Origin of the sequence: Gluconobacter cerinus (genome assembly GCF_002723935.1) — a bacterium.
GTDB lineage: Bacteria > Pseudomonadota > Alphaproteobacteria > Acetobacterales > Acetobacteraceae > Gluconobacter > Gluconobacter cerinus.
This window is the reverse complement of the sequence record NZ_BEWM01000002.1, coordinates 350,481-369,722: the sequence shown is the minus strand read 5'-3', so window position 1 is coordinate 369,722 and position 19,242 is coordinate 350,481. Positions and strand designations below refer to the sequence as shown.

Genomic DNA, 19,242 nt, shown 5'->3' with positions numbered 1-19,242 from the left:
CCGTCATGCAGGGAGGGTCTTTGCATTCTGAAGAGCTGGCAAAAGCAGTGTTACTCGCAGTCCCGGCTTTCCGTCCGAGAGCTCCATGGTTCCACCGTGCAGTTGAACAACGGCCTGCACCAGAGAAAGCCCAAGCCCTGCGCCGGGGGTATTCCGCGCTGTTTCTGCACGGAAAAATCGCTCTGACGCACGGGCCATGTCTTGTTCACTCATGCCGGGGCCCTGATCCGAAACACTGACGGCAACACGCCCTTTCTGCATGACGGCAGAGAGGGTGATCGTCGTATTTTCCGGCGCGAATTTGATGGCATTATCGAGAAGATTGGCAACGGCCTGCTGAAGAAGATGCGGGTCTCCATTGACCCGCGCCAGTGCCCCGATCCGGAAATCGAGTTTCAGACCAGCATCTTCCATGGATGCTTCATAAAGCTCGCTCAGACCTTCCAGCAAAGGCGGAATGTCCAGCACTGTAAACGCCGCCCGCTGCGCGCCAGCTTCAAGCTGGGCGATACGCAGAAGAGCTTCGAAAATAGACGTCACATGGTCCAGATCCAGAACGGCACGATCAATCGCCGCGCGGAGCTCGTCTTCAGACGTAGCAGTCAGGCTCGCATCTTCCAGACGCGCGCGCGCTCGTGCAATGGGTGTTCTCAGGTCATGGGCAATGGCATTCGAGACCTGCCGCACGCCATCCATCAAACGGTTGATACGTTCGAGCATGGTGTTAACCGTCTGAGCGACAAGATCGGTTTCATTGCCGGTCAGCGGTATGCGACGACTAAGGTCTCCCTGCGCTACAGCAGACGTCGTGCGGGCAATGGAGCGCACAACCTGTCGGAAAATCCGCCGAATGGCGAGCGTTCCACCCGCCGCCAGCAGCGACACCATGACCCAGGCCCAGATGAGCGTATCGGTCAGAACGTGCCGGACGACCTGACGGCCCCGAACATCCCGACCAACAATCAGGCGAAAGCCTTCCGATAGCGGAAAGGCGTGCATCTTGGCTTGGGTGCGAAAACCATCCCGACGGATGGAGAGTTCATAAAACTCATCCATCTGGGTGATGACCACAGGCCAGCCCGGTAGATTTCCAGCATATTTGCGACCATCAGGCCCGACGAGCAAATACAGCTCGTCATCTTCGACGTTCTGATCCAATCGGTCCTGAATGGCGAGCGCCAGAGCCGCCGGGCCACCATGAACCCAGCGTTGTGCCAGATCGTGGGCATCCACCTGCACAGCAGCTTCGACCTGGCGGTCAAGCTGGCCAGTGGTGTTCCACCAGATGAACGACAGGAACACGCCCGCAGAAATGATGAACACCAACCCGTAGGCGAGGGCAAAATTCAGCCCTGCAGACCGGATCGGCCAGCGCAAACGCTTCCCGAGACGGCGAAACCCGCGCCAGATTTTCACGGGTCAGTCCGCGCGCAGGATGTATCCGGCGTTGCGGATCGTATGGATGAGGGGGGTTGCAAACGGCTTGTCCACTTTCTGGCGCAGGCGTGAAACATGCACGTCAATCACGTTGGTCTGTGGGTCAAAATGATAGTCCCACACGCGCTCCAGCAACATGGTCCGCGTGACGACCTGCCCCGCATGACGAATCAAAAATTCCAGCAGACGAAATTCGCGGGGCTGAAGATCAATCTTCTCGTTCCCACGCTTCACAGTCCGGGAAAGGAGATCCATCTCCAGATCGCCCACAGTCAGACGTGTCTGAGGGGCAGACTCAGGACGGCCACGGCGGCCGAGCGCCTCAATCCGGGCCAGAAGCTCTGAGAAGGCAAATGGCTTTGTCATGTAGTCATCGCCACCAGCCTTCAGGCCAGCCACTCGTTCATCAACATCTGCCAGAGCGGACAGCAACAGAACCGGCGTCGCATTCTGCTGTCCACGCAGCGTTTCCAGAATACGCAGGCCGTCAATCCCGCCGGGCAGCATGCGGTCCAGGATCACAACGTCATAATTTTCACTGACAGCCAGAAACAGACCATCCTTGCCGTTATCCGCCTCATCCACGACGTGCCCGGCTTCACGCAATCCCTTGAGCACAAAGGCGCGGACTGTGGAATCGTCCTCAACGAGCAGGATACGCATTGATTTTACTCTCTTCCTTCCGGGCGACTGGGCGCCGTATCAGGGCCTCAGAATACCGGCTTGTGTCCACGGGTCAAAGTGGAGGCTCGATCAGTTATCCGCGTTCTTGGGGCGTGGTCCGATATGAACGGGAAGCGTCAGGTCCGTGCCGCCACGCCTGACGCCAAAATTCAGAACCATGCCCGGCCGGGCCGCAGCGATGCTCCGCAGCAGCATACGGGCGCTGATGACGGGCGCTCCATCTACCTGCCGCACGATGTCGCCACGGCGCAGACCGCTTTTCTGGGCCGGCCCGCCGTTATCGACACCCGCAATACCGACGTCCGTGTCCCCGTCATCAAGGGTAATACCGAGCCAGCCGTGCTCGACATGCCCGGTTGCTTCGATTTCAGCCACGATCGGGGCGACGATTTCAGACGGAATACCAAAACCAATACCTACGGAGCCCCCAGCAGGCGTCACGATGGCAGCATTCACCGCCACGACCTGTCCCCGCATATTGAAGGCCGGGCCGCCAGAATTTCCCGGATTGATGGGGGCATCGAGCTGAATGAAATCGTCCAGGGAGCCGATACCCAGGTCACGCCCTACGGCGGAAACAATGCCCGCCGTCACAGACGAGCCAAACCCGAACGGATTCCCTGCCACCAGAATCCAGTCTCCGATATCCGTCTGGCGGCTGTCGCCCCAGGTGACGTGCGGCAGCGGCTCAGGACTATCAACCTTGATGACGGCAATATCCGTCAGCGGATCAGCTCCCAGAAGGCGTGCCGGCATTTCATGACCGTTGGAAAGGGAGACGACCACCTTGTCCGCTCCACCGACAACGTGCCGGTTGGTCACAATGATTCCGGTCGCATCCACGATGAAGCCCGAGCCTGCGCCAACCATTTCGTCCTGCTGGCGCTTCATGCGGTCATGATAGCGCTTCTCCAGCGGGGTTCCCTTGATTTGCGGTGGAACGTGATCATGGCCGTCCGGGCTGCTCTGGGTAATGGCAATGTTCACAACGGCCGGAATGACCTGACGCACAAGCGGCGCAAAACTCAGAGGACCGTATTTAACCAACAAGGGAGGCAGTGCCGGTGCCGCGGCGGGCACCGGAGGCTGTGTCGGAATCCCGTGTGCGTCCGTGCTTTCTCCTGCCAAAGGGCTGTCCGGACTAACGGACGAAAGCGGTTTGACGGCCTGCTGTTGAATGGTCGTTGCAGCAGGCTGAGATGTGGGAGCGTGTTGCTCTCCGTGGCTGTGCAGACGCAATGCCAGCATCAGGCCTACTGTCACGACAGTCGCTGTTCCGGCCCCGATTGCAGCGGCCTGAAGAGAGCGATTCATGGGAAACAGGTCACGAACATCGTCATGTTTCAGCTGCTAACACAAAACCGTCAAAGCTCCTAAAAGAAGCCGCAGACAGGGGTTTCCTGCCAGGCCGAAGGGAGATGTAAAAACCCGATAATGAGCATTTTGGAAATCATACCATTCCATCATTTCTATTTTTTAAAATATCTACTTTTCATATTTTCAAGGCAGTTCTTCTGCTTCGAAAGATTTTCCCGATGCTCACCAATCTTCTGCCTCGCGATGCCCTTCTCCTCACAGGTCGCGTATTGCTCGCTGGTCTTTTCCTCGTGATGGGATGGGGCAAACTCGCAGACTTCCCCGCAGCAGTATCTTACATGATTCAGACCGGCGCGCCTGTTCCCACCCTGTCAGCCATCCTCGCTATCGTCGTGGAGCTCGGGGCAGGACTGGCTTTGCTTGGCGGCATTTTAGTGGAACCCATTGCGATTGTTCTTGCCCTCTACACCATCGTGACAGGGCTGATCGGCCATCATTTCTGGACGATGTCCGGAATGCTCCGCTACGACATGATGATCCATTTCTACAAAAACATCAGCATTGCAGGTGGCCTGCTCGCTCTTGCCGCCGCTGGTCCAGGACGCTTCGCAATCAGGCTCCGCTAAAAGCTTGCCGCAGACAGGTCATTCCTTGATGGTAACGGTAAGTTCGTTTTCTCAAGGAATGACCTGTCATGCGCCTGTCCCGTCGCTCCCTGCTCGCTCAGTCCGCCGGGTTTGCATCCTTGTCTCTGCTCCCGAATATGGCCCGCGCTGCACCTGCCTCACGAAAAGTCATTTTCGACACAGATCCCGGCATTGATGACGCAATGGCGCTTCTTTTGCTGCATGGCACGCCAAACATCGAGCTGGTGGGCATTACGACTGCGGCCGGTAATGGATTGATCGACACCACAACACGCAATGCGCTCTATCTGGCCGAACGCTTCCGGATCGATGTCCCGGTTTCAAAAGGCCAAGGCGCGTCTCTGGATGGTGTGACATCGTCCCCTCCTGTCACCATTCATGGACGAAACGCTCTGGGAGATATTCCTCTCTCGGCCGTCCACAAAAAACTCGATCCTCGCCCCGCGCAAGATCTCATCATTGATCTGGTGCGCGCCAACCCACACGAGATCACTCTCGTCGCGACAGGACACATGACCAATCTCGCGCTCGCTCTGCGCAAGGCGCCAGACATTGCCAGTTTGGTGAAGGATGTCGTGCTGATGGGCGGCGCATTCGGGCATCACGATGCACGGGGAAATGTGACACCCGCGGCGGAAGCCAATTTCCATGGGGATCCACGAGCTGCCGATGAGATCTGTGCCGCGCGTTGGCCGGTGACAATCGTAGGGCTCGATGTCACGACACAAACCCTGATGACAGACGCCTACTTCGAAAACCTGCGCCAGCATGGGGGCCAGTCAGGGCGTTTCCTGTGGGATATCACGCGGGTCTACATGATGTTTCATCGGGGGCTTGGTCTGGACGGCATTTATGTCAACGATGCCTCTGCTGCAGCATACGTGATTGCGCCGGAATTGTTCAAAACCCAAAAAGGTGCTGTTCGCGTCTCGACGGAAGGCGTTACCCTTGGTGAATCAGTTCAAAAAGCAGACGGTCGGGTTTATCCACCCGGAGACTGGGACAATCGCCCATCTGTTCAGATCTGCACAGAGGTGGATGCCGAGGGCGTGCGCTCCCTGTTCCGTAAGGCAGTTTTCCAGATGGCCTGATGGAACCTAGCGTTTGGGACGTGGCTTTGGCGGTTCAGCCGTTGCCGGATCTTCAGGCCAGTCATGCCTTGGGTAGCGCCCTCGCATATCCTTGCGCATATCTGACCAGCTCCCTTTCCAGAAACCGGCAAGATCAGCAGTAATGGCCTGTGGGCGGCCCGCCGGTGACAGTAATGCACACTGAAGCGGCACGGCGCCATCAGCGAGCAACGGCGTTCCGGCCGTGCCATAGAATGCCTGTGCTCGTGCAGACACTGTTGGCACGGCCCCTGTATAATCAATGTCGTGGGTGCTGGCTTTGAGCGTCAGACGAGGCGGCAGCTTTCGATCCAGTGCGGAAAGATCGCTGTAGTCCATACGGGCCCGAAGAATGGACAGAAGATCAAGAGCTTTCACCTGGGTCAGACGGTCGCAGCCTGCCAGATATGGCTCCAGCCATGCCAGATCATCAGCAAGAGCAGCCATCGACAGGTCCGGCAGATGAGGTGCGTAGGTCGCGCGTGCATGCGCCACACGGGCTTGGAACTGAAACGCTGCGTCAGACCAGTTCAGAGCGCGGGCAAGATCATCCGCGATTTGCTGCAGAAGAAGTGCCTGCGCCTCCTCAGGCGTTACTTCTGTATTGCGATCACGCAGGATCAGCGCGCCTAGACGCAGCCTGCGTCGCGCGATGATCCGACCTGAAGCCCCATCCAGACTGGTTTCAACCTGCTCGGTTGTCCGATCCAGAAGCGTCTGGGGTAAATTTTCAGCATCCAGAGGCGCCGCAAGCGTGATTTCCGTCGACGTTCGCGTGTGAAAAGCTGCGGCAGCCAAAAGCTTTTCACGTGCAAGACCGTCATTGGCCTGCACACGGGCACTCCCGCCGCCTGCAAGCCGAAATCGTCCAATCTCTCCCGCAGCCTGCGCCACACGATCAGGAAAACCGGCGGCCAGAAGTGGCCCTGCATGAGACGGCATCGGACTCAGTGGAAGGTCTTTGCCACCCATGCGACGCAGAAAGCGTTTTGCCGCCTGACGCATATGGAACAGGCTGGCCCTGTCCGCTCGTGGATCATCCCGCTCAAACAAAGCCAGACGTGTGCGGATGTCCGCTCCCGCAGATGCCCCGGAAGGCATATGCGGTCTGGGGCGCAAAGGATCACGCTCTTCCAGAAGAGCGGCGAGGCAGGCAGCCGTCACACGTTCAGGGATGGTTTTCGCTGCACAGAGCATGGCCGCAAGACGCGGGTGAGTTCCGAGCCCTACCATCCGTTTTCCAAGAGCGGTAATCTGGCCGGCTTCATTCAGGGCACCCAACTCACGCAACAACTCACGCCCACCCGCAAGCACTCCGGCAGGGGGCGCATCAAGGAGTGGCAACATGTCGGGCGCTGTTCCCATGACGTCCTGCCAGGCTGCCGTCACGAGAGCGAAGTCCGTTAAATCCGCAACAAGGATTTCGGGCGCATCCTGTGGCCGCAGAGAGCGTTGCGTAGCCTCGGACCACAGACGGATCGCGACACCAGGAGACTGACGCCCCGCACGCCCCGCACGCTGAGTGGCCGTCGCACGCGAAACCTTCAGTGTTTCCAGCCGGGATAACCCTGTGTTGGAATCCAGACGCGGTGCCCGGCGCAGACCACCATCGACAACAATCCGAACCCCGGAAACCGTCACGGAAGTTTCGGCAATCGACGTTGCCAGCACAACACGCCGTCTGTCGGATGGCGCAATCGCGCGGTCCTGATCTTCTGTCGTCTGTTCTCCATGAAGAAGAAAAACAGGCACAGCATCTCCAAGCAGAGCCTGTGTTCGGCGAATTTCCCCAACGCCGGGAAGAAACGCAAGAATATCGCCCTCTTCCTCTGTAAAAGCCTGCCGGATAGCGCGTGCGCAGGCCTCTGGCAGGTCACGCGGGTGCATTACATCCCGGGTGTGGCGTATATCGATGGGATATTGTCGGCCTTCACTCTCGATCAGGGCGGCATTCATAAGATTTGTAAACGCACGCCCATCAGGCGTTGCGGACATGGCCAGCATGCGGAGATCCGGCCTGAGTTCACGCTGAAGGTCCAGGCAGAACCCCAAAGCCGCATCCAGATCCAGCGAGCGCTCATGCACCTCATCAAACAGGACAGCGCCAACCCCATCCAATGTTGGGTCTGCCAAAAGGCGCCGTACAAGCAACCCTTCCGTCACAACTTCAATACGCGTTCGGCCTGATACGGCGCTGTCGGTGCGCGTACGAAAGCCTACAGTTTCACCCGGTCGCTCTCCCAGCGTGGAGGCCATCCGTGACGCAGCCCCTCGCACAGCAACACGACGAGGTTCGACCAGAATGATTTTCTGCCTCGCAAGCCATGGTGCCTCAAGCAGAGCCAGTGGCGTCAGGGTTGTCTTACCGGCACCGGGAGGAGCAACGAGAACAGCGTTTGGCTGCTGCTCTAACGTTTTCAGAAGATCAGAAAGAACAGCCGCAACCGGAAGATCCGGAGAAAGGAAATCGCTCAGGACAAAACTCCGGAATTAGAGGCCAGACGTCGAACAGCAGCATTGGTCATTGACGGAGATATATGTCTCAGGCTCATTCAAATAAACATATTGAATTGATTGCCACGCTTTAGGGCAAAATCAGGATACTTGATGCTCATAAATTGCACAAAAATGTACGGACATGCTGCTTTGATTGAGCAGAATCCACCAACCCGCATCATTGAAGGCGCCATATGGTTGCCCCGTTCAAGATACAGAGATGCAAAAGGCCTCTATGAGCCTTCCGGTCGGGTTGTCACTGAGTCCCTGACATTCCGCGGCTTTCCAGAACCCCATACTCCTCTTGGGAGACTGTATACTTTGGAAACCGGAGCTGATCTTCCAAAAATCAGCAGGGATTTTCACTATATTCATCTAGGGCACGTCAACCGGCACTATGGTCATTTCCTTATAGGAGCCGTCGCGCGCCTTTGGAACCTGTCATCTGGAAACCGCTCGCGCCTGCGCCTGGTTTTTGATGAAGACTACACTGTTGAGGACATGTTTGCGGTTCCTCACATTCGAATCCTTTGGGACGCCCTGGGTTTGAAAGAGGAAAATTTTGTCAGATTTCCTCACGGGGCAGTCTTTGAGTCCATTGAAGTTCCCGGCCTCGCGTTCGAGGAAAACAGCCATATCCACAGAACCTATCAAGATCTTATGAACTGGCTGGGATCAGTCCTGGTGCCAACGCCTGTCAAACAATGCCCAGATAGGATGATTTATTTCACTAAGCACCATTTACAATCTGGTATCCGACGCATCGAACAGGAAGAAGAGCTTACACATCATCTGGCCGCTTACGGAGTAGAAATTGTAGCCCCCGAAAACCTCACGTTAGTTGAGCAAATTCGCCTGTGGAAAGAAGGGGGAGTGTTTATGGGGTTTAGTGGCTCATCCCTGCACACAGGCATCTTCCATCAGAAGAACCGGATTCTTTCCCTTTGCCACACAGACGAAGCCCCATCCAATCAGGTTTTAATTGATAAGGTCACGAACTCCCGGAGCCTTTATCTTCATGACCCCGAACTTCTTGAAAACGGTCATGGGATTAATGGGTTCCGGGCGAGTGTCGTCTGTCATAACCCGCGGCTTCTGGCACAGCGCATAATCCAGGCGGCCAAAATGCTATAACCAAAAACCGATATTTTTATTTCAGAGCAAACCCCAGACGGTTGAGCACAGCCTTCATGACATGGCGGCCGCTCAACCCGTGGTAGCTATCCACACGACTTGCCACGGTTTCAGACCATGCTCGCGGTGCAAGGCCTTGCTCCTGCTGATAGGCATCAGCAACGCGGTCATAGGCGGCAACACCTTCGGCTTCATTTGCGGAAGTGTAGCGTTCACGGTGCACAACGACATCCTGCCCCAGACGCGGCTTGTAACCGTTCTGAGCCGACGGATCAGGACGTCCCACACAGAGGCCAACAACCGCAACGGTTTTGGGCGGAAGGTTTAGCAGCCTGGCAACGTCTTCCGGATGATTCCGCAAGCCACCGATATAAACGGTTCCAAGCCCCATGGATTCGAACGCCGTCACAGCATTTTGGGCAGCGATACCGACATCCAGCGTGCTCATGAGGAAGATTTCCTCATAATCCAGCGCTTCACTCCCCTTGCCTGCCCGTTCCGCAATCCGTTCCAGACGCGCCAGATCGACGATCCAGGCCAGAAACAACGGTGCAACTTCGATGTGCTTCTGATTACCACAGAGCTCGGCAAGCTTTGCCCGTGTCTCCGGATTTTCAACCGCAACAACGGACCATACCTGCAGATTACTGGACGTTGCCGCAGAAGAGGATGCTGCGATTCCAGCCTCCAGCGTCCCGGCTGGCAATGCATCCGGCAAATATGCCCGGACGGAATGGTGTTTCAGGAGAGTTTGAAGAACCGGATTGTCCGGCAGGTCTTTCGGGGCATCAGTGCGATAGCGGATCTGCCACAGGGAAGAAATGCCGGACATGGTGGTTCCTCAGTCTTCGTAAGTGATGAGCGAATTCAGCGGGACATCCAGTTTGTCACGTCCCTTGAGACCTGCAAGCTCGATCAACACACTGGCACCCACAACTTCTGCACCAACCTTGCGCAGGAGATCGATGGAGGCAGCGAGCGTGCCACCGGTGGCCAACAGATCATCAAGAACGACAACGCGCTGACCCGGCTTGATGGCGTCAGCCTGAATATGGAGTTCGTCCTCGCCATATTCGAGACCATACTTCAGGGAGATTGTCTCACCTGGCAGCTTGCCCGGCTTGCGCAACATGGTGAAGCCGCAGCCGAGGCGCTGTGCCAGAGGCGCTGCTGTCAGGAAGCCGCGGCTTTCGATGCCAGCCAGCAGGTCCGGCTGCCAGGCAGAGATGATACGTGCCAGACGGCCCGTCGCAACCTGCCAGGCTTCGGCAGAGCGGATCAGCGTGGAAATGTCGTAAAACAGGATGCCCGGCTTCGGAAAATCGGGAACCTCACGGATGTAGTCCTTGAGGTTGAGCGGCTGGGGTTCCTGAAACGACATGGCGGCACTGCTTTCTTCTGGGCGTGGCAAACAGCGGGCCATGTAGGGGACTCTTCCCCTACAACTCAAGCCCGGATTGCGTTCCGGGCCTGATCGATGGCTTCAAGCAGCGCATTCCTGCGAAACGGCTTGGGCAGAACAGCCACACTTTCCCCCATCAGTTGCCCCTCCTCGAAGTCTCCTGACATGAGAACCACGGCAAGGCTGGCATTCTGTTCCCGCAGTTTCCGGGCCAGCAGCAGACCATTGAGCACACCTGGAAGATTGTAGTCGGTCACCAGCAGGTCTGCGGACCCGTCCCATGCCAAGGCACTTTCAGCATCCTCAACCAGATGAACGTCCCATCCTTCCCGCGTCAGAACCGTCTTCACCACGAGGGCCACGGCCACATCGTCTTCAACAAGAAGTACCTGCATCACTCTCAACTCCTTCAGGGCGCTGATGATGGCAGTCTGGGCCTCAGCAGAGCAAACACGGTTGCCGCGCAGAAGGCGAACACCAGAAAGCCCGCAAATGGAATGGCCGTCCCGGGGGACATCAGACCGAACAGCGCACTTGCTACCGCTCCGAACAGGTACTGCATTGTTCCTGCCAGAGCAGAAGCCGAGCCTGCACGTTCGGACTGTTCGGACAGAATGCCAACCATTGAATTGGGTCCAATGATGCCTGTTGGCGCCATTGTGATGACAAGCGAGATGATCAGCGGCCAGAGGAAGAAGGATCGAAGCTGCCCGCCCGATGTCAGATCAACAGCGGAAATAACAGCCAGCGCCAGGAAAAGGATACTGCCTGTCAGACTGATCCCCAGCGCACTGAAAAGCATATGGGTCGTACTGACCTTCCCCACCACAAGCCCATTGATGGCGGAAGCCCCGATCATACAGACCGCGAACAGACCAAACAGCATTCCGTAATGGAACGGAGACATGCCGAAACGCTCTTCGAACAGCGTGGGAGCGCCTGTCAGATAGGTGAAGGTTACGAAGCCCAGAAAGCTCCAGACGAGGCCATTCGTGATGAAGCTACGGGTCCGTAGAATATAGATATAGCGTTCGATGATGGAGAGAGGCCGCATGTCCCGGCGCTCCTGCGTGGGGAGCGTTTCCGGGAAGACTGTCAGGAGCATCAGGGTACAGAGCCCCCCATACACGGCCGTGGCCCAGAAAATGACCCGCCAGTCCACAAACTTCAGCGCAAAGCCACCCAGCATGGGCGCGAGAATCGGGACAACACCTTGCACAACGATCAGGCGCGACATGAGGCGGGATGCTTCATCACCTTCCGTCAGATCCCGAAGACATGCATTGGGAATCACCAGTCCGGCCGAAGCCATCAGAGCTGAAAAAACCCGGCAGATGCACATGATGGTCATGGTCGGGGCCAGTGCGCAGCCGACCTCGCCGATTGTGTATCCGATCATGCCAATCAGCAGCGGCAGCCGTCGGCCGAACCTGTCTGACACCGGGCCAATCGTGATCTGACCAATGGCCAGTCCGATAACCCAGGCAGCCATGGTGATACTGCCTGAACCGGGAGCAGAATGAAGCTGGCGTTCCATTTCAGGGAGGGCCGGGAGATAGATATCTGTGGAGACAGGTCCGACTGCCGTGAAGATACCCAGCATAAGCGGCAACCATCCCGGAATGGTATCTCCACGCCGGAACGCCATGCTCTGTTCTGTCATTCGTTTCTGCCTGTGAAAAAGCAATGTTCAGAAGATGAGAAAGGACCCGTCCCTCACGAACGGATCAAACCAGTGAATCGTTCAGAACGAGATGTTCGAACGGTTATTCATCTGCCTGACGCAGGAGCAATGCTCCCAGAACGCCAGAAACCACAAACAGGCCACCCGCGAGACCAAGCTGGACCATATGACCAATACGTGTGCCAGCCCCTACCAGAACAAACACCAGGTTCTGAGGCAAACCGCCAAGGCAGGTTGCCAACGCAAAGGCTGGAAGCGGAAGTTCAAATAATCCGGCTGCCATGGAGACCAGCAGAGCAGACCCAACAGGCATAAGCCGAAAGGTGAGAACAGCACGGAAGGGTTTGCGATGAAGGATTCTTGCCAGCGCTGCATAATTCCTTTGCAGGCGGTCATGCAACCTTTGTCGAAATTTTACCGGTGCGAGCACTCTGGCCCAGCCATAAGCCGCCATCGCCCCCAGCATATAGGCCAGAGAACACAGGCCCAGCCCACCCCAGACTCCAAACGCCAGCCCCGCGGCAATGCACAAAGCCTGACGAGGCAGACCGCAGGCACAATACGGAATGGCCAGTAGCAGGAACCAGACTGCTGCATAGGGAGTCTCGTGCCAATGCGGCGCGTTTTCCAGCAGACGACGAATGAAGGGCAACCGCTGCAACAGCGCCACACACAACAGCATCGCACCAATCGTCAAAGCAGCACGCCAGGGCACCAGCTGACGAAATGTGCGCCGCAGTTCGGGATCAGGAGGGGAAGAGATCGGGCTACCCATATCCGCCGGATACCAGCGGAAACGGCACGCGGCTATGGCACGAGCAGATTTTGAAAAAGAAACTCTTGCAGATATATCTTAAGATACTATATCGTACGACATATCGAATGAAGGAAAACAGAATGTTCAAACATGATACCAATCGCGCTGAGCGCGGTTTCTCAAGGTTCTCCCGGGGTTTTGGCTTCGGCGGACACAAGCATCGCAAGGGTGGTCGACGCCGCAGCGACGCATTAACCAGCGAAGGAGAAAAAATGCAGGATCGTCCGGACTTCCGTGAAGGCGGATTTCCTCCAGAGCGTGGCGAACACGCAGGGCGCCGATTTGGTGGCCGGGGTGGAGAAGGCCGTGGGGGACGCGGCTTTGGTGGTCGTGGACCACGCGGCGGCGGCCGGTTCGGTGGCGGCGGCTTTGGTGACGACACTTTCGGACGTGGTCGTAAACTGACAGCTGAGGAACTTCAGATTGTCATTGAAGCGCTTCTCCATGATCAGCCTGCGCATGGCTACGAGCTGATCCGCCGCCTCGAAGAGCACTCCGGTGGCTTCTACAAGCCGAGCCCTGGCGTCATTTACCCTTCCCTCACCTATCTTGAAGAGGCTGGCCTCACCGCCGTCACACAGGAAGGCAACCGTAAGCTTTACAGCCTCACGGATGCGGGGCGCACCCATTACGAAGCGAACCGGGAGACGGCGAATCGTATTCTCGAGGTCCTCGCCCGGATTGGTGCCCGGATGTCGGAAGTTCGGGATGCCTTCAGTGGAGTGAATGATCTTGATCCAAGCCTGGGTCAGGACCTGCATGAGGCACGTCTGGCTCTGAAGCTGGCTCTGAAATCCCGTCGCGGAGCGAATGCAGAGGAACTGCGCCGGGTGGTGCAGATCCTGCGGCAGGCTGCAGCCGACATCAGCGGTGAAACACCAGAAGACAAGCCATCCGCCGACTGAAGATCCCGCCTCTTCGTCTGAGCGAATGTATGGAGTAAAGGGTGGTCATGATTGTTCAGGACCACCCTTACTTCTGCAATATGCCCGAAGACATGCAGTACTATCGGCCTGAAGTCTTTCCAGCCGGCTTCATTGAAAAATCAATGATCTTTGCGCTTCCTGACCGGCTCAAGAAATTCCGTCGGAATCTATGGCACGTCCGGCGCAATCCTGGGGAAGATGCGGTTTATATGCCGCTGTTCCGGGTGGACTGTATTTTAAAGTCAGAGCCGCGCCCTGCAGGGTTGCAGGGACCGCTGGATATTTATCCATTCTATACCCGTACGACAAAGACCCGCAGCCGTGAGCTGGACTACTACGTTCTGTTCATCTTTCGCGAAAAACTGTCATTCATGCGATGTCAGGAACTCATCGGGAAAGGTTGAACGGTTCTCCCCTTGAAGGAAGCCCCCAAGCGGCCCATTGATGATCGGCGCTCAGACGCATCTCAGTCTTTTCAAGCGGATCAAGACCTATGCCGAAATCCCTTTATGCCACGATGAAAGCCCTTCCCGGCTGCCGTGAAAAAGTTCGCGACCTTCTCGTAGGCTTGGCAGCCGACGTTCGAGCCGAGCCCGGCTGTGAACGGTTTGTCGTTCACACACTGGCGACTGATCCTGACTTCTTTCATGTCGAAGAAACTTACCGCGACGAAGACGCCTTCAAGGCTCACATGGGCACAGACCACGGCCGCGTCTTTAACCAGGCCATCGAAACACTGGTTGAAGACGGTGGCTCGAAAGTTGTGTTTCTTGATACCGTAATCTGAACGGACGTCAGATCAGGCCCTTTGCGCGAATCAGCGCAAAGGCAGCCAGAGACACCATGCATTTAAGTTCGCCACGGGCGATCAGGTTTTCAAATTCGCCCAGCGTCATGTCCTGCGTCGTGATGTCCTGCTCGGTGTCTTCCAGCTCGGTTTCCCCGCGCGTGAGGTTACGCGCCAGAAAGACGTGTCCTTTCTGGTTCGAGTATCCGGCCCCCTGATACATCGTTCCCACATGGATCATCTCGCCAGCGCGCAGGCCCGTTTCCTCGCGGAGTTCACCGAGAGCCAGTTCGACAGGATCGACGTTCTCTTTGGTCTCCCACATTCCCATTGGCAGTTCGAGCAGGCGCTCCCCAACCGGGTACCGAAACTGCTGGATCAGGGTCACGCGGCCATCAGCATGCATGGGCAGGATCACCACAAACTCTCCACGCTCGACAATGCCATAAAGGCCCTTCTTGCCGTTGGGATGAATGATGATGTCCTCTCGCAGGGCCGTCCACGGATTGCTGTAAGCCAGACGGGTTGAGACTGTCTGGAAACCAGCGGCGCGACGGGCGTCTTCGATGCTCATGGACTGATCCGATCTTGTTTCGTTCCTGTTGATCGGCGACACTGTACAGATGGAGTCCCGCCGGATCGTGCATATCGACATGGACGCTTTTTATGCGTCTGTCGAACAGCGAGATAACCCGTCCTTACGTGGCCGCCCCCTCGCGGTTGGACGGGGCGAGGCCCGTGGCGTTGTTGCCGCTGCCAGTTATGAAGCGCGTCCTTTTGGTGTGCGCTCTGCAATGCCGTCCCTGAAAGCCAAGCGCCTCTGTCCGGATCTTGTATTCGTACCGGCCAGGTTTGACGTCTATCGCGCTGTTTCCATGCAGATCCACGAGATCTTTGCCCGATATACGCCCCTCATCCAGCCCCTTTCCCTTGATGAGGCCTATCTGGATCTCACGGATTATCTGGGCGCCTATGGTTCGGCCACGTTGGTTGCGGAACGCATTCGTGCAGACATCCGCAAAGAAACCGGCCTTACAGCTTCCGCTGGAGTCTCTTACAACCGGTTTCTGGCCAAACTGGCATCCGATTACCGCAAACCTGACGGGCTTTTTGTCATCACGCCGCGCATGGGGCCGGATTTTGTGCTGAATTTGTCCGTAGACCAGTTCCATGGAATTGGCCCGGCAACTGCTCGAAAAATGAATGCTCTGGGCATTAAAACTGGCGCAGACCTCCGGAAAATGGATCTGCTCACGCTCACACGCCACTTTGGGAAGGCCGCTTCGTTTTATCATGGCATTTCCCGCGGGATTGATGACCGCCCCGTCGTGGTTAATCGCGAGCGCAAGTCTTTGGGAACAGAACAGACCTATCTGACAGACCTGCGAGATGAAGCCGCTGCACGCAATGCTCTTGGAATGATTGCCAGCAAACTCTGGCTACAGGCCCAGCGCAAACAGATCACCGGCCGCACCATAACTCTCAAGGTCAAATACTCAGATTTTCGCCGAATTACCCGTGCCCGCAGTCTGCCTGTCTCTGTTGGGTCCGAAGCAGTTCTGGCGGAAGTTGGCCAGTCTCTCCTGACGCCGCTTTTCCCTTTAGTGCCTGGCGTGCGTCTTCTCGGCCTCACGTTATCGGCTCTCGCGGGATCAACGCTGGAGATACCGGACGAGAATTCACAAATGCAACTTGCTTTCGATCAGCCAGAAACGACGCTCCCCGAAAATCGACAGGTTTTTCGCTCACTTTCTCTCTTTTGAGCGTTGTTAGGACGCATAGAGGCAGATCACGCCTCATGGTTGTCCTTACAGGAGTTGAAATTTTATGGTTCCGTTCCGCCTGCCAGCCCTGCTCTCGACTGGCGCAATTGCGGCCATTGCAGCCCTTTCTCTTGGAGGCTGCACATCCGGGATGTCGGCTGCCCAGAATCCGGAAACGCAGGCAGCGGCAACATCCGCTGCAACTGCCGCAGCCCAGAGCACAGCTTCACAGTTGACCGGAGGCCTGACGGGCGCCCTTGGGCTGCCCAATCTCTCCTCCACCTCCACCAGCAATCTGGCCGGCGTGCTGAACTATTGCGTGACGAACAACCTTGCTACGGGGACGAATGCTACGGGTCTTCTCTCCACTGCCACACAGGCAGCAGGCGTGACCAACAGCCCGGCATACAGTGCTGGCCAGCAGGGCATTCTTCAGGCCGTCAGCAACCAGACGAATACGTCCCAGCAATACTCCCTGTCCTCACTGGCAGAGCCGTTGCGCCAGAAAGTATGCTCAGCGGTTTCAAGCCGCCTGCAGAACATGCTTTAAGGCCACCTTCTCTCGGGATGTTCATTCCCGAGAGATCACATACTGTTGTTTTTTGGACCTGAGGGGTCCATTGACCGTGACGGATCGTTCAAACTGTCCTATGCCAGACAGAACGTAACCAGTTAGTTACTTAAAGAAACAGGAGATTAAAGGCATGACTGCGGAAGAAACGCCGGTGAGTTCACCGACGAAGCGGGTTCTTACCGTCGTTCTGTTCAATCTTCTGGTTTACATCGTTATCGGGCTTCCCAATGCCGTCCTGACGATCTTCGTGCACCATACGCTGGGCTATAGCACGACGATCGCCGGTCTGGCCTTCTCCCTGCAGTATCTTGCGACATTCGCAGCGCGGCCTTCTGCTGGTCGGCTGGTAGATAGCATAGGCCCCAAACCGGTTGTTTTAGGCGGATTGTTGACATGCCTCATATCAGGCCTGCTGATGATCGGTGCGGGTTGGTCAGGCGAAACACCAGCCGTTTCCCTTGGAATTTTGCTCTTAAGTCGTCTGTTTCTAGGATGGGCAGAAAGCTGGGCCGCCACGGGCGTTATTGTCTGGAATATTCGCCGGGCCGGAGCTGAAAACACAGCTATTGCCATTTCGTGGAACGGTATCTGTTCTTATGGAGGCATTGCTCTTGGTGCACCGATTGGCGCCAAGCTCTCACAGCTTCCTCATCCTTATGGCGGCATTGTCTCGGTCGGTATCCTATCCGTTATTCTTCCGCTCTTTGGTCTTGCCCTGATCGGCTTTTACAAGGGCATCAAGCCTCTTCCCTCTACGGAAAAGCCCGTTCCCTTCACGCGCGCCCTTCGTCTGGTTCTGCCGCATGGCATGGCGCTGGCGGCTGGCTCCATCGGATTCGGCGCCATCTCGTCCTTTCTTGCTTTGTATTATGCCGTTCTGCACTGGGAGGGCGCTGCAACAGCCCTGTCCGTCTTCGGTATCGTATTCGTTGTTATCCGGTTCTTTTTCGCCTCACAGATTGCCCGGCGTGGTGGCGTTTTCGTGGCGATCGTCTCTCTGCTGATCGAAGCTGTCGGGCTGGCCTGTCTGGCAATTTTCCCCTCACAAGGGGCTGCTCTGATCGGTGCGGCGTTGACTGGCGCAGGTTTCTCCCTGCTGTTCCCTGCCCTTGGTGTTCTGGCCGTCAACAGTGCTGGCCCACAGAACCGCGGGGCCGCTTTGGGCGCATATTCGATCTTCATTGATCTGGCGATTGCATGTTCGGGTCTTGTGCTCGGGCAGGTCATCGAGTTTGCTGGCTACAAGACCATGTTCGGCACGACTGCGGTGTGCTGTCTGGTCGGTGTGCTCATCAGCCGTTCGCTTGGGCGGAAGCCTGCCGTCTAAGCGTTCTGCCCGCTTCCTTACAGGACCTGCTTCCCATGACCATTCGTTCCTGCGCTGTTTTCTGCGGCTCCCGCTTCGGCAACTCCCCTGTGTATGCAGAAGGTGCATCCGAACTTGGAACGGCTCTGGCCCAGAACGGAATTACGCTCGTTTACGGCGGTGGTCATGTGGGTCTGATGGGAACCGTTGCGGATGCCGCCCTGACTGCGGGGGGGCAGGTTATCGGCGTTATTCCCGGGTTCCTGCATGATCGCGAAGTCATGCATAAAGGCGTGACAGAGCTTGAAGTGACACCCAACATGCATAGCCGCAAAGCCCGCATGTTCGAGCTTTCAGATGCGTATGCCATCATCCCAGGCGGATTCGGCACGTTTGACGAACTGATGGAAATTCTGACCTGGAAGCAGCTCGGTCTGCACCAAGACCCGATTTACATCGTCAATATTGGTGGTTGGGCAAAATCGCTTGTCCGCACCCTGACCGATGCCGTTGAGCAGGGCTTTGCCTCCCCCAACACGCTTAAGCTGTTCACCGTTGTGGAAGACGTTCCCGCGCTGATGAACCATCTGCGCGAAAACGTTCCTGCCTGAAATTCAGTCTGTCAGCGTCTTTTCAAAGGCGCTGACAATCTTCTCGATCATGGCCTGATCTTCCGCATCGAAGCGGTTCTTCACAGGGCTATCAATATCCAGAACTCCGATCAGGTTTCCATCATGGAGGATGGGAACCACGATTTCGGAAGCCGAGGCAGCATCACAGGCAATATGCCCTGGAAACGCATGCACATCCGGAACGACGAGCGTGGTTTTCTGCTGGGCAACAGTTCCACAGACGCCTTTCCCAAGCGGAATGCGCGTGCAGGCCAGACGCCCCTGAAACGGGCCAAGGACCAGTTGATCATCCTTGAAGAGATAGAACCCGGCCCAGTTAATGTCTGGCAAGGCCTCGAACAGCAGGGCCGCGATATTGGCCATGTTCGCAATCTGATCCGTTTCAGACGCGACAACCGATTCAACGGTTTCCACCAGATCTTCCACGGTCAGACGATGGATAGGCGCACTCATGTCGGATGATCCTGAGTTAAAATGAGATGAAACAGGACCATAAAGCCGTTGCGTGTCTCCGTCACGATGGCCAC

Annotated in this window: 21 protein-coding genes; 10 read left to right on the top strand and 11 right to left on the bottom strand. The window is 56.7% G+C overall.

What is annotated here, in order from left to right; translation table 11 throughout:
• Positions 1-3: 3 nt before the first annotated feature.
• The 3 genes from GCE01_RS05650 to GCE01_RS05640 all read right to left on the bottom strand — a co-directional run bounded on the left by GCE01_RS05650 (position 4) and on the right by GCE01_RS05640 (position 3,435).
• The gene (locus GCE01_RS05650) at positions 4-1,416 is read right to left on the bottom strand and encodes a HAMP domain-containing sensor histidine kinase (protein WP_099211579.1); all 1,413 of its coding nucleotides are present in this window, start codon (positions 1,414-1,416) and stop codon (positions 4-6) included.
• 3 nt (positions 1,417-1,419) lie between these two features.
• On the bottom strand, positions 1,420-2,100 hold the full coding sequence (locus tag GCE01_RS05645; protein WP_046900612.1) for a winged helix-turn-helix domain-containing protein: 681 nt from the start codon (positions 2,098-2,100) through the stop codon (positions 1,420-1,422).
• 90 nt (positions 2,101-2,190) lie between these two features.
• Positions 2,191-3,435 (bottom strand): S1C family serine protease, encoded by a 1,245-nt coding sequence (locus tag GCE01_RS05640; RefSeq protein ID WP_099211577.1) that lies wholly within the window; start codon positions 3,433-3,435, stop codon positions 2,191-2,193.
• Positions 3,436-3,656: 221 nt separating this feature from the next.
• Between GCE01_RS05640 and GCE01_RS05635 the strand changes: the two genes are divergently transcribed.
• Positions 3,657-4,064 carry a DoxX family protein gene (locus GCE01_RS05635; RefSeq protein ID WP_167386122.1) on the top strand — a complete coding sequence of 136 codons (408 nt, stop codon included), beginning with the start codon at positions 3,657-3,659 and terminating at the stop codon, positions 4,062-4,064.
• A gap of 68 nt (positions 4,065-4,132) precedes the next feature.
• Positions 4,133-5,176: a nucleoside hydrolase gene (locus tag GCE01_RS05630; RefSeq protein WP_099211575.1), complete on the top strand. Its 1,044-nt coding sequence runs from the start codon at positions 4,133-4,135 to the stop codon at positions 5,174-5,176.
• Positions 5,177-5,182: 6 nt separating this feature from the next.
• On the opposite strand, the gene hrpB is transcribed toward GCE01_RS05630, so the two are convergent.
• A complete protein-coding gene (gene hrpB, locus GCE01_RS05625; protein WP_099211573.1) occupies positions 5,183-7,669 on the bottom strand; it encodes an ATP-dependent helicase HrpB in 2,487 nt (828 codons plus the stop codon).
• A gap of 132 nt (positions 7,670-7,801) precedes the next feature.
• On the opposite strand from hrpB, the gene GCE01_RS05620 reads away from it, so the two are divergent.
• Positions 7,802-8,824, top strand: a complete 1,023-nt coding sequence (locus GCE01_RS05620; protein WP_099211571.1) for a glycosyltransferase family 61 protein — start codon at positions 7,802-7,804, stop codon at positions 8,822-8,824.
• A 16-nt stretch (positions 8,825-8,840) separates the two neighbouring features.
• Here the strand turns inward: GCE01_RS05620 and GCE01_RS05615 are convergent, their stop codons facing one another.
• The 5 genes from GCE01_RS05615 to GCE01_RS05595 form a co-directional block, all read right to left on the bottom strand.
• Complete coding sequence (locus tag GCE01_RS05615) at positions 8,841-9,656, bottom strand: NADPH-dependent oxidoreductase (protein WP_099211569.1); 816 nt, start codon at positions 9,654-9,656, stop codon at positions 8,841-8,843.
• Between the two features lie 9 nt (positions 9,657-9,665).
• A complete protein-coding gene (locus GCE01_RS05610) occupies positions 9,666-10,205 on the bottom strand; it encodes an adenine phosphoribosyltransferase (RefSeq protein ID WP_046900606.1) in 540 nt (179 codons plus the stop codon).
• A 65-nt stretch (positions 10,206-10,270) separates the two neighbouring features.
• Positions 10,271-10,621, bottom strand: coding sequence for a response regulator (locus GCE01_RS05605; RefSeq protein ID WP_064275635.1), 351 nt, complete (start codon positions 10,619-10,621; stop codon positions 10,271-10,273).
• A gap of 14 nt (positions 10,622-10,635) precedes the next feature.
• Positions 10,636-11,889 (bottom strand): multidrug effflux MFS transporter, encoded by a 1,254-nt coding sequence (locus tag GCE01_RS05600; protein ID WP_099211567.1) that lies wholly within the window; start codon positions 11,887-11,889, stop codon positions 10,636-10,638.
• A gap of 103 nt (positions 11,890-11,992) precedes the next feature.
• Complete coding sequence (locus tag GCE01_RS05595; RefSeq protein ID WP_099211565.1) at positions 11,993-12,685, bottom strand: TVP38/TMEM64 family protein; 693 nt, start codon at positions 12,683-12,685, stop codon at positions 11,993-11,995.
• A 122-nt stretch (positions 12,686-12,807) separates the two neighbouring features.
• Between GCE01_RS05595 and GCE01_RS05590 the strand changes: the two genes are divergently transcribed.
• The 3 genes from GCE01_RS05590 to GCE01_RS05580 all read left to right on the top strand — a co-directional run bounded on the left by GCE01_RS05590 (position 12,808) and on the right by GCE01_RS05580 (position 14,440).
• The gene (locus GCE01_RS05590; RefSeq protein WP_174694796.1) at positions 12,808-13,632 is read left to right on the top strand and encodes a PadR family transcriptional regulator; all 825 of its coding nucleotides are present in this window, start codon (positions 12,808-12,810) and stop codon (positions 13,630-13,632) included.
• A 47-nt stretch (positions 13,633-13,679) separates the two neighbouring features.
• Positions 13,680-14,057: a hypothetical protein gene (locus GCE01_RS05585; RefSeq protein ID WP_046900601.1), complete on the top strand. Its 378-nt coding sequence runs from the start codon at positions 13,680-13,682 to the stop codon at positions 14,055-14,057.
• Between the two features lie 89 nt (positions 14,058-14,146).
• A complete protein-coding gene (locus GCE01_RS05580) occupies positions 14,147-14,440 on the top strand; it encodes a putative quinol monooxygenase (protein WP_174694795.1) in 294 nt (97 codons plus the stop codon).
• Between the two features lie 7 nt (positions 14,441-14,447).
• Here the strand turns inward: GCE01_RS05580 and GCE01_RS05575 are convergent, their stop codons facing one another.
• Positions 14,448-15,014, bottom strand: a complete 567-nt coding sequence (locus GCE01_RS05575) for an NUDIX domain-containing protein (RefSeq protein ID WP_086633530.1) — start codon at positions 15,012-15,014, stop codon at positions 14,448-14,450.
• Between the two features lie 49 nt (positions 15,015-15,063).
• On the opposite strand from GCE01_RS05575, the gene dinB reads away from it, so the two are divergent.
• The 4 genes from dinB (at position 15,064) to GCE01_RS05555 (ending at position 18,694) form a co-directional block, all read left to right on the top strand.
• Positions 15,064-16,203, top strand: coding sequence for a DNA polymerase IV (gene dinB / locus GCE01_RS05570; protein ID WP_099211563.1), 1,140 nt, complete (start codon positions 15,064-15,066; stop codon positions 16,201-16,203).
• Between the two features lie 64 nt (positions 16,204-16,267).
• On the top strand, positions 16,268-16,753 hold the full coding sequence (locus tag GCE01_RS05565; protein ID WP_046900597.1) for a DUF2501 domain-containing protein: 486 nt from the start codon (positions 16,268-16,270) through the stop codon (positions 16,751-16,753).
• Positions 16,754-16,907: 154 nt separating this feature from the next.
• Positions 16,908-18,104: an MFS transporter gene (locus GCE01_RS05560; RefSeq protein ID WP_099211561.1), complete on the top strand. Its 1,197-nt coding sequence runs from the start codon at positions 16,908-16,910 to the stop codon at positions 18,102-18,104.
• 35 nt (positions 18,105-18,139) lie between these two features.
• Entirely contained in the window at positions 18,140-18,694 is a 555-nt protein-coding gene (locus GCE01_RS05555; protein WP_086633532.1) for an LOG family protein, read from the top strand.
• 3 nt (positions 18,695-18,697) lie between these two features.
• Here the strand turns inward: GCE01_RS05555 and GCE01_RS05550 are convergent, their stop codons facing one another.
• Positions 18,698-19,168: a GAF domain-containing protein gene (locus tag GCE01_RS05550; protein ID WP_099211559.1), complete on the bottom strand. Its 471-nt coding sequence runs from the start codon at positions 19,166-19,168 to the stop codon at positions 18,698-18,700.
• Positions 19,169-19,242 lie beyond the last annotated feature (74 nt).

Bases quoted from the DNA above. Each gene is read 5' to 3' on its own strand.
- GCE01_RS05645 (WP_046900612.1), bottom strand. From the start codon at position 2,100: ATGCGTATCCTGCTCGTTGAGGACGATTCCACAGTCCGCGCCTTTGTG.
- GCE01_RS05640 (WP_099211577.1), bottom strand. From the start codon at position 3,435: ATGAATCGCTCTCTTCAGGCCGCTGCAATCGGGGCCGGAACAGCGACT.
- GCE01_RS05635 (WP_167386122.1), top strand. From the start codon at position 3,657: ATGCTCACCAATCTTCTGCCTCGCGATGCCCTTCTCCTCACAGGTCGC.
- GCE01_RS05630 (WP_099211575.1), top strand. From the start codon at position 4,133: ATGCGCCTGTCCCGTCGCTCCCTGCTCGCTCAGTCCGCCGGGTTTGCA.
- GCE01_RS05620 (WP_099211571.1), top strand. From the start codon at position 7,802: ATGCTCATAAATTGCACAAAAATGTACGGACATGCTGCTTTGATTGAG.
- GCE01_RS05615 (WP_099211569.1), bottom strand. From the start codon at position 9,656: ATGTCCGGCATTTCTTCCCTGTGGCAGATCCGCTATCGCACTGATGCC.
- GCE01_RS05610 (WP_046900606.1), bottom strand. From the start codon at position 10,205: ATGTCGTTTCAGGAACCCCAGCCGCTCAACCTCAAGGACTACATCCGT.
- GCE01_RS05605 (WP_064275635.1), bottom strand. From the start codon at position 10,621: ATGCAGGTACTTCTTGTTGAAGACGATGTGGCCGTGGCCCTCGTGGTG.
- GCE01_RS05600 (WP_099211567.1), bottom strand. From the start codon at position 11,889: ATGACAGAACAGAGCATGGCGTTCCGGCGTGGAGATACCATTCCGGGA.
- GCE01_RS05595 (WP_099211565.1), bottom strand. From the start codon at position 12,685: ATGGGTAGCCCGATCTCTTCCCCTCCTGATCCCGAACTGCGGCGCACA.
- GCE01_RS05590 (WP_174694796.1), top strand. From the start codon at position 12,808: ATGTTCAAACATGATACCAATCGCGCTGAGCGCGGTTTCTCAAGGTTC.
- GCE01_RS05585 (WP_046900601.1), top strand. From the start codon at position 13,680: ATGATTGTTCAGGACCACCCTTACTTCTGCAATATGCCCGAAGACATG.
- GCE01_RS05580 (WP_174694795.1), top strand. From the start codon at position 14,147: ATGCCGAAATCCCTTTATGCCACGATGAAAGCCCTTCCCGGCTGCCGT.
- GCE01_RS05575 (WP_086633530.1), bottom strand. From the start codon at position 15,014: ATGAGCATCGAAGACGCCCGTCGCGCCGCTGGTTTCCAGACAGTCTCA.
- dinB (WP_099211563.1), top strand. From the start codon at position 15,064: ATGGAGTCCCGCCGGATCGTGCATATCGACATGGACGCTTTTTATGCG.
- GCE01_RS05565 (WP_046900597.1), top strand. From the start codon at position 16,268: ATGGTTCCGTTCCGCCTGCCAGCCCTGCTCTCGACTGGCGCAATTGCG.
- GCE01_RS05560 (WP_099211561.1), top strand. From the start codon at position 16,908: ATGACTGCGGAAGAAACGCCGGTGAGTTCACCGACGAAGCGGGTTCTT.
- GCE01_RS05555 (WP_086633532.1), top strand. From the start codon at position 18,140: ATGACCATTCGTTCCTGCGCTGTTTTCTGCGGCTCCCGCTTCGGCAAC.
- GCE01_RS05550 (WP_099211559.1), bottom strand. From the start codon at position 19,168: ATGAGTGCGCCTATCCATCGTCTGACCGTGGAAGATCTGGTGGAAACC.